The organism is Streptomyces chisholmiae (assembly GCF_031845445.1).
Taxonomy (GTDB): Bacteria; Actinomycetota; Actinomycetes; order Streptomycetales; family Streptomycetaceae; genus Streptomyces; species Streptomyces chisholmiae.
This window is the reverse complement of the sequence record NZ_JAVREO010000043.1, coordinates 1-7,280: the sequence shown is the minus strand read 5'-3', so window position 1 is coordinate 7,280 and position 7,280 is coordinate 1. Positions and strand designations below refer to the sequence as shown.

Sequence of the window (7,280 nt, the reverse complement as noted above, 5' to 3'; positions counted from 1 at the left end):
GCACCGCTCGCCGCGCCATCGCCGGCCTCGCCACCGCCGGCGCCCTGCTCGCCACCACCGCGCCCATCGCCACCGCCCAGACCCAGCCCGAGACGACCGCCACGCCCCCGTCCTGCCTCACCGTCGAGGAGGGCACCCAGGGCGGCCTGTCCCCGGGGCTCGTGGCCGACGTGACCAACAACTGCGACGAAGCCCACGCGGTGATCCCCACCTGGGCCTCGGGCAGCGCCACCCAGGGATGCCAGACCGTCCACCCGGGTACGACGATCCGCTACACCAACGCCGACCTGGAGACCGACTACGTCGGCCTGAGCTTCTGCTACGACCTGGCGGACTGCGTCGTGGTCGTGGAGTACCAGGACCCGGTGCTCGACACCGTCGCCGTCTCGGCGGCCAACCACTGCTTCTCAGCCGTCTCGCTGTGGGACACCAGGGACGGGGCCGACGCCGACTGTCACACCCTCCAGCGGGGGGACGCCCACGTCTGGCACCGCGGCGTCGAGAGCGGTCCCGCCGTGCTCGACTACTGCGACCCGGACACGGCGGCGAGCACGGCCGACTGAACCACCGCCCCCACCGCTTCGACCAGGAGACAGCATGGCCCACACCATCCGCCGCGCCATCGCCGGCCTCGCCACCGCCGGCGCCCTGCTCGCCACCACCGCGCCCATCGCCACCGCCCAGGACCAACCCCGCGACGACACGGACCTGCCCTACTGCGTCGCCGTCGGGACATGGCACGACCTGCTGTTCAACACCCATTCCACCTCGGCGGCCAACCACTGCGCCGAGCCCGTCTCCCTGACCGACGTCAAGGACGGGCCGGGCGACACCTGCTACACCATCGCCCCGGGCAAGGCCCACGCCTGGCACCGCATCATGATGACGGGATGGTCCGAGCTCGCGCTCTGCGACCCGACCGAGGCAGCGGGCGGAACGAACACCGCCGGCCGGTAGCATCCCGGGCATGAGCAGCCCCGTCGACCAGCCATCCCCCTGGGAGCGACTGGCCGACGTGGTGGCCTGCCCGGTCTGCGGGGCGCCGCTGGCCACCCGGGACCGGTCGCCGCGCTGCCCCGCCGGGCACAGCTTCGACTTCGCCCGGCAGGGCTACCTCAGCCTGGCCAGCGGCGCGGCCCCCGGCGCCAACGCGGACACCGCCACCATGGTCGCGGCCCGCGCCGCGTTCCTGGACGCCGGCCACTACGCGCCGCTGACCGCCGAGCTGGCGCGGCTGGCGGGCGAGTTGGCGCCGGCCGACGGCGTGCTGCTGGACGCCGGCGGCGGCACCGGCCACCAGCTGGCCGGCGTGCTCGGGGCGCGGCCCGGGGCGGTGGGGCTGACCCTCGACCTCTCCAAGTACGCGCTGCGCCGGGCCGCCCGGGCCCATCCCCGGATGGGCGCGGCCAGCGCCGACGTGTGGCGCGGCCTCCCGGTGCGCACCGGCGCGGTGGACCTGCTGCTCAACGTCTTCGCGCCGCGCAACGGGCCCGAGTTCCGCCGGGTGCTCGCCCCGGGCGGCGCGCTGCTCGTGGTCACCCCTGGGCCCGGACACCTGGCGGAACTGCGGGTCAGCCAGGGGCTGTTGTCGGTCGATCCGGCCAAGGACGAGCGGCTGCGCCGGACCCTGGCCGAGCACTTCGAGCAGACCTCGGTGGTGCCGCTGGAGTTCCCGCTGCGGCTGACCGCCGAGGAGGCCGGCGCCCTGGTGGCGATGGGGCCCAACGCCCACCACCAGCCGGCCGGCGGGCCGGCCGCGGCGGCGCCGGCGCTGGTCAGCGCCGCGTTCCGGCTCTCCGTGCACCGGCCGCGCGCCGGCCGCTGAGCCGGCCGGCGGGCCGGCGCCGGTCCCGGGTCCGGCCGCGGTGGCCGGGCCACCAGGTGTTCAACCAGAGTTGGCGCGCACGGTCTTAGAGGCGCGCGGCCGGCGCACCATAGTGGCGCCCGTCAGGTCGAGAACCAGCCATGGGAGGTGCCAGGGGATGGCGCAGGCGGACGAGCGGAAGACCGGCACGATGGGCCGACGCACCCTGTTGCGTGGCGCGGCCACCGCGTCGGCGGCGTTGGCGCTGCCGGCCGGGGCGGCGCTGGCCGGCGCGGCGCCGGCCCAGGCGTTCGGCGGACGGCCGTCCGCCGACTGGGGTGTGCAGGTGGGCGACGTGACCGGCGAGTCCGGGCTGGTCTGGGTCCGCTCCGACCGGCCGGCCCGGATGGTCGTGGAGACCTCGGCCACCGAGTCGTTCCGCCGGCCCCGCCGGTACGCCGGGCCGCTGCTCGGCCCGGGCACCGACTTCACCGGCACCACCCGGCTCCGCGGCCTGGAGCCGGGGCAGCAGGTCCACTACCGGGTGACGCTGGTGGACCCGGACGACCACCGGCGCACCGGCCGCCCGGTCACGGGGACCTTCCGCACCCCGTCGCAGCGGCGCTCGACCGACGTCCGCTTCGTCTGGTCGGGCGACCTGGCCGGCCAGGGCTGGGGCATCAACCCGGAGTTGGGCGGCTACCGCGCCTTCGCCGAGATGCGGCGGCTGGACCCGGACTTCTTCCTCTTCAGCGGCGACACCGTCTACGCGGACGGGCCGCTCACCGAGCGGGTCACGCTGCCGGACGGCCGGGTCTGGCGGAACATCACCACCGAGGAGAAGGCCAAGGTGGCCGAGACCCTCGCCGAGTACCGGGGCAACTTCCGCTACAACCTGGCCGACGAGAACCTCCGCCGGTTCAACGCCCAGGTGCCGTCGATCGTGCAGTGGGACGACCACGAGGTGACCAACAACTGGTACCCGGGGGAGATCCTGGCGGACGACCGCTACACCGAGACCAACGTGGACGTGCTGGCCGCCCGTGCCCGGCAGGCGTTCGGCGAGTACTTCCCGATTCCCACCCTGCGCCCCGGCGCGCGCGAGGGGCGGGTGCACCGGGTGGTGCGCCGCGGGCCGCTGCTGGACGTCTTCGTGCTGGACATGCGGACCTTCCGGGACGCCAACTCGCCGAACCGGCAGACCGAGAACGCGCAGGGCATCCTCGGCCGCGAACAGCTGGAGTGGCTCAAGCGGGAGCTGTCCCGCTCCCGCGCGGTGTGGAAGGTGATCGCCGCCGACATGCCGATCGGCCTGGTGGTGCCGGACGGCGACCACCACTTCGAGGCGATAGCCAACGGCGACCCCGGCGCCCCGCTGGGCCGGGAGCTGCAGATCGCCGAGCTGCTCAGGTTCGTCAAGCGGCGGCGGATCACCGGCACCGTCTGGCTGACCGCCGACGTGCACTACACCTCGGCCCAGCACTACCGCCCCGAGCTGGCCGCCTTCGGCGACTTCGCGCCGTTCTGGGAGTTCGTGACCGGTCCGCTGAACGCCGGCGCCTTCCCCGCCAACGACCTGGACGGCACCTTCGGCCCCGACCGGGTCTTCGTCAAGGCGCCCACGGTCGCCAACGTCTCACCGGCCGAGGGCTACCAGTTCTACGGCGAGGTGGTCATCGACGGCGAGAGCGGCGAACTCACCGCGCGGCTGCGGGAGGTGGACGGCGGGGTGCTCTTCGCCCAGACGCTGCGGCCCGGGCTCGTCGGGCAGTGACCTCGCCCGGTTCCGGACGCTGAGGTGCCGCCGGCCGGCCCCGGGTGGTAGACCTGGGGCATGGCGGCCGGCGGCGAGGATGAACAGCCGGCGCTGCTCCCCGATCCGGCGGAGCGGCGCCGGCCTCCCGTGCACTGCCGGCTCTGCGGACGCCCGCTGCGCGACCGGGAGGCCAGGACGTGGGGTCTGGGCCCGGAGTGCCGCGCCAAGCTGGCGCTGCGCGGCGCGCCCCGGCCACCGGACCACCCGGTGGAACAGGACCCGCTACCCGGCGTCTGAGGCCGCCGGCCGGGCGTCGGCCGCGCCCAACAGCGGCCGGCACGGCGCGAGTCCGCTGATCTCGACCGGGACCGAGCGGTGCGCCAGCCAGCGTTCCCTGGTCAGCCGGAGCCGCCGCTGGGTGACCGGCCGGCCGCGCACCACCAGCCGGGTGAGCCCGTCGTCCTGGTAGCCCAGCCTGGTCGAGACCCGCAGCGAGGCGGTGTTGTCGAGCATGGCACCGGAGACGCTCTGCTCGGCACCGAGTCCGGCGAAGGCCAACTCCAGCACGGCGGCCCGCATCTCGGTGCCGAGGCCGTGGCCCTGGTGCGCCCGCCCCAGCCAGGAGCCGGTGGCGGTCTCGCGGAGCACCGCGAAGTCCGTGGCCGCCAGCGACTGGGTGCCGACCGGGCGGCCGGCCACGAAGGCGGCCAGATCGAGGGACCACCGCTCGGGGGTGAGGTTGGCCCGGGCCAGCCAGTGGTGCTGGATGGTCGCCAACTGCTGGGCGGGGGGCGGGCGGTCGGTCCAGGGCACGGAGAACGGCATCTCGGCCGGCGGGTGCACCCCGGCGGCGGCCAGGTCGGCCAGCCCGGCCAACTCCTCGTCGTCGGGCAGGCGCAGCTCCAGCCGGGGGGTGCGCAGCCGGAGGCCCGCGAGGGGCCAGTGGTCGATCAGCATCCCCCATTCTGGGGCGGGCGCCGGGACGGCCTCATCCCGTTTTCCCGGTCGCCCGCCGGCGCCGGCGCGCCCGCCCGTCCGGTCGTGGGTCAGGCGCGGGGCCGCCCCAGCGCCCGGTAGGTCCAGTCCGCCTTGCGCCAGAGGGAGGCGTCCAGGGTGTTCCGGCCGTCGAGCAGGTGGCGCCGGGAGACGACCTCGCCCAGGGCCGCCGGGTCCAGCTCCTGGAACTCCCGCCACTCCGTCAGGTGCAGTACCACGTGGGCGCCCTGGGCCGCCGACACCGCGGAGTCCGCGTACCGCAGGGTCGGGAAGACCGCCTTGGCGTTGGCCGCCGCCTTCGGGTCGTAGACGCTGACCTCGGCGCCCTGGAGGTGGAGCTGGCCGGCGATGTTGAGCGCCGGGGAGTCCCGGACGTCGTCCGTCTCCGGCTTGAACGCGGCGCCCAGCACGGCGACCCGCTTGCCCAGCAGCGAGCCGTCCAGCGCCTCCCGGGTCAGCTCGACCATGGAGGCGCGGCGCCGCATGTTGAGCGAGTCGATCTCGCGGAGGAACTGGAGCGACTCGGAGGCGCCCAGCTCGCCGGCCCGGGCGAAGAAGGCACGCAGGTCCTTCGGGAGGCAGCCGCCGCCGAACCCGATGCCGGAGCGCAGGAACTTGGGGCCGATCCGCTCGTCGTGCCCGAGCGCCTCGGCGAGCCTGACCACGTCGCCGTCGGCGACCTCGCAGATCTCGGCCATGGCGTTGATGAACGAGATCTTGGTGGCCAGGAAGGCGTTGGCCGCGGTCTTGACCAGCTCCGCCGTGGGCAGGTCGGCGACCACGAAGGGGCTGCCCTCGGCGATCGGGGTCGCGTAGACCTCGCGGAGGGTCTCCTCGGCCCGCTCGCTGGTGACACCGACCACGATCCGATCGGGGTGCAGGGTGTCCCGGACCGCGAAGCCCTCCTGGAGGAACTCCGGGTTCCACGCCAGCTCGGCGTCGGCGCCGGCCGGCGCCAGCTCGGCGATCCGGGCGGCCAGCCGCGCGGCCGAGCCGACCGGCACCGTGGACTTGCCGACCACCAGGGCGGGCCGGTCCAGGTGGACCGCCAGGGCGTCCACGGCACCGTCGAAGTACGACATGTCGCAGGCGTACTCGCCGGGCCGCTGCGGGGTGTTGACGCAGATGAAGTGCACGTCGGCGAAGGCGGCGACCTCGGCGAACGAGGTGGTGAAGGAGAGCCGGCCGGTGGAGTCGGGCAGGCCGACCACATGGCGGCGCAGGATCTCCTCCAGCCCGGGCTCGTACATCGGGGAGCGGCCCTGGGCGAGCAGCTCGACCTTGGCCGGCACCACGTCGAGGCCGATCACCTCGAACCCCAACTCCGCCATGGCGGCGGCGTGCGTGGCGCCGAGGTAGCCGGTACCGATCACCGAGATCTTCAGAGGCATGGCCCCGAGCATAGACGGCGCCGTCTGTCGGCAAGCTCACCTATCCCCAGACCCACGATGACCCTAAGATCAAGTTACTTAACAGTCGTGAACCGCTTCGTGTGGCAGGGAGTGAGACAGGTGGCAGGAGCCGTGGACTTCGATCTCTACCGTCCGGCCGAGGAGCACGAGCTGCTCCGGGACTCGGTCCGGGCGCTGGCGGAGGCGAAGATCGCGCCGCACGCGGCGGACGTGGACGAGCGGGCCCGCTTCCCGCAGGAGGCGCTGGACGCGTTGGTCGGCAACGACCTGCACGCGGTGCACGTGCCGGAGGCGTTCGGTGGGGCCGGCGCCGACGCGCTGGCCACCGTGATCGTGATCGAGGAGGTCGCCCGGGTCTGCGCCTCCGCCTCGCTGATCCCGGCCGTGAACAAGCTGGGCTCGCTGCCGCTGATGCTGTCCGGCTCGCCGGAGTTGCAGGAGCGGTACCTGACCCCGCTGGCCGCCGGGCGGGCGATGTTCTCCTACTGTCTCTCCGAGCCGGACGCGGGCTCGGACGCCGGCGGCATGAAGACCCGCGCGGTGCGGGACGGGGACGACTACGTCCTCAACGGGGTCAAGCGCTGGATCACCAACGCCGGTGTCTCCGACTACTACACGGTGATGGCGGTCACCGACCCGGAGAAGCGGACCAGGGGCGGGATCTCGGCGTTCGTGGTGGAGAAGGACGACGCGGGGGTGTCCTTCGGCGCGCCGGAGAAGAAGCTGGGCATCAAGGGCTCGCCGACCCGCGAGGTCTACCTGGACAACGTGCGGGTGCCGGCCGACCGGATGATCGGCGCCGAGGGCACCGGCTTCGCGACCGCGATGCGCACCCTGGACCACACCCGGATCACCATCGCCGCCCAGGCGCTGGGCATCGCGCAGGGCGCGTTGGACTACGCGCAGGGCTACGTGCGCGAGCGCAAGCAGTTCGGCAAGCCGGTGGGCGACTTCCAGGGCGTCCAGTTCATGCTGGCCGACATGGCGATGAAGCTGGCGGCGGCCCGGCAGCTCACCTACGCGGCGGCGGCCAGGTCGCAGCGGGAGGACGCCGACCTGACCTTCTACGGCGCGGCGGCCAAGTGCTTCGCATCGGACGCGGCGATGGAGATCACCACCGACGCCGTGCAGTTGCTCGGCGGCTACGGCTTCACCCGGGACTACCCGGTGGAGCGGATGATGCGGGACGCCAAGATCACCCAGATCTACGAGGGCACCAACCAGATCCAGCGGATCGTGATGGCGAGGAACCTGCCCTGACCCGCGCCACGGGAGGTCAGCGGGCGCTTACGCCTTGGTCGACTGGCTTGCG

8 protein-coding genes are annotated in these 7,280 nt (G+C 73.8%); 6 read left to right on the top strand and 2 right to left on the bottom strand.

All coding sequences use genetic code 11. The features are described 5' to 3' along the window. The 5 genes from RM844_RS31920 to RM844_RS31900 all read left to right on the top strand — a co-directional run. The coding region (locus tag RM844_RS31920; protein WP_311670950.1) for a hypothetical protein at positions 1-563 on the top strand (563 nt) is incomplete at its 5' end. 34 nt (positions 564-597) lie between these two features. After that, positions 598-957, top strand: a complete 360-nt coding sequence (locus tag RM844_RS31915) for a hypothetical protein (RefSeq protein ID WP_311670949.1) — start codon at positions 598-600, stop codon at positions 955-957. Between the two features lie 10 nt (positions 958-967). Next, positions 968-1,825 (top strand): putative RNA methyltransferase, encoded by an 858-nt coding sequence (locus tag RM844_RS31910; RefSeq protein WP_311670948.1) that lies wholly within the window; start codon positions 968-970, stop codon positions 1,823-1,825. Between the two features lie 157 nt (positions 1,826-1,982). Further along, a complete protein-coding gene (locus RM844_RS31905; protein ID WP_311670947.1) occupies positions 1,983-3,578 on the top strand; it encodes an alkaline phosphatase D family protein in 1,596 nt (531 codons plus the stop codon). Between the two features lie 60 nt (positions 3,579-3,638). Further along, entirely contained in the window at positions 3,639-3,857 is a 219-nt protein-coding gene (locus RM844_RS31900) for a DUF6011 domain-containing protein (RefSeq protein ID WP_311670946.1), read from the top strand. Here the strand turns inward: RM844_RS31900 and RM844_RS31895 are convergent. Beyond that, complete coding sequence (locus RM844_RS31895) at positions 3,843-4,517, bottom strand: GNAT family N-acetyltransferase (protein ID WP_311670945.1); 675 nt, start codon at positions 4,515-4,517, stop codon at positions 3,843-3,845. The genes RM844_RS31900 and RM844_RS31895 overlap by 15 nt on opposite strands. Positions 4,518-4,606: 89 nt before the next feature. Next, positions 4,607-5,947, bottom strand: coding sequence for a UDP-glucose dehydrogenase family protein (locus tag RM844_RS31890; protein WP_311670944.1), 1,341 nt, complete (start codon positions 5,945-5,947; stop codon positions 4,607-4,609). 120 nt (positions 5,948-6,067) lie between these two features. Between RM844_RS31890 and RM844_RS31885 the strand changes: the two genes are divergently transcribed. Next, complete coding sequence (locus RM844_RS31885; protein ID WP_311670943.1) at positions 6,068-7,228, top strand: acyl-CoA dehydrogenase family protein; 1,161 nt, start codon at positions 6,068-6,070, stop codon at positions 7,226-7,228. Positions 7,229-7,280: the final 52 nt, after the last annotated feature.

What these genes read in the sequence shown, in the direction of transcription:
- RM844_RS31895 (WP_311670945.1), bottom strand. Translation starts at nt 4,517, where the DNA reads ATGCTGATCGACCACTGGCCCCTCGCGGGCCTCCGGCTGCGCACCCCC.
- RM844_RS31915 (WP_311670949.1), top strand. Translation starts at nt 598, where the DNA reads ATGGCCCACACCATCCGCCGCGCCATCGCCGGCCTCGCCACCGCCGGC.
- RM844_RS31890 (WP_311670944.1), bottom strand. Translation starts at nt 5,947, where the DNA reads ATGCCTCTGAAGATCTCGGTGATCGGTACCGGCTACCTCGGCGCCACG.
- RM844_RS31910 (WP_311670948.1), top strand. Translation starts at nt 968, where the DNA reads ATGAGCAGCCCCGTCGACCAGCCATCCCCCTGGGAGCGACTGGCCGAC.
- RM844_RS31900 (WP_311670946.1), top strand. Translation starts at nt 3,639, where the DNA reads ATGGCGGCCGGCGGCGAGGATGAACAGCCGGCGCTGCTCCCCGATCCG.
- RM844_RS31905 (WP_311670947.1), top strand. Translation starts at nt 1,983, where the DNA reads ATGGCGCAGGCGGACGAGCGGAAGACCGGCACGATGGGCCGACGCACC.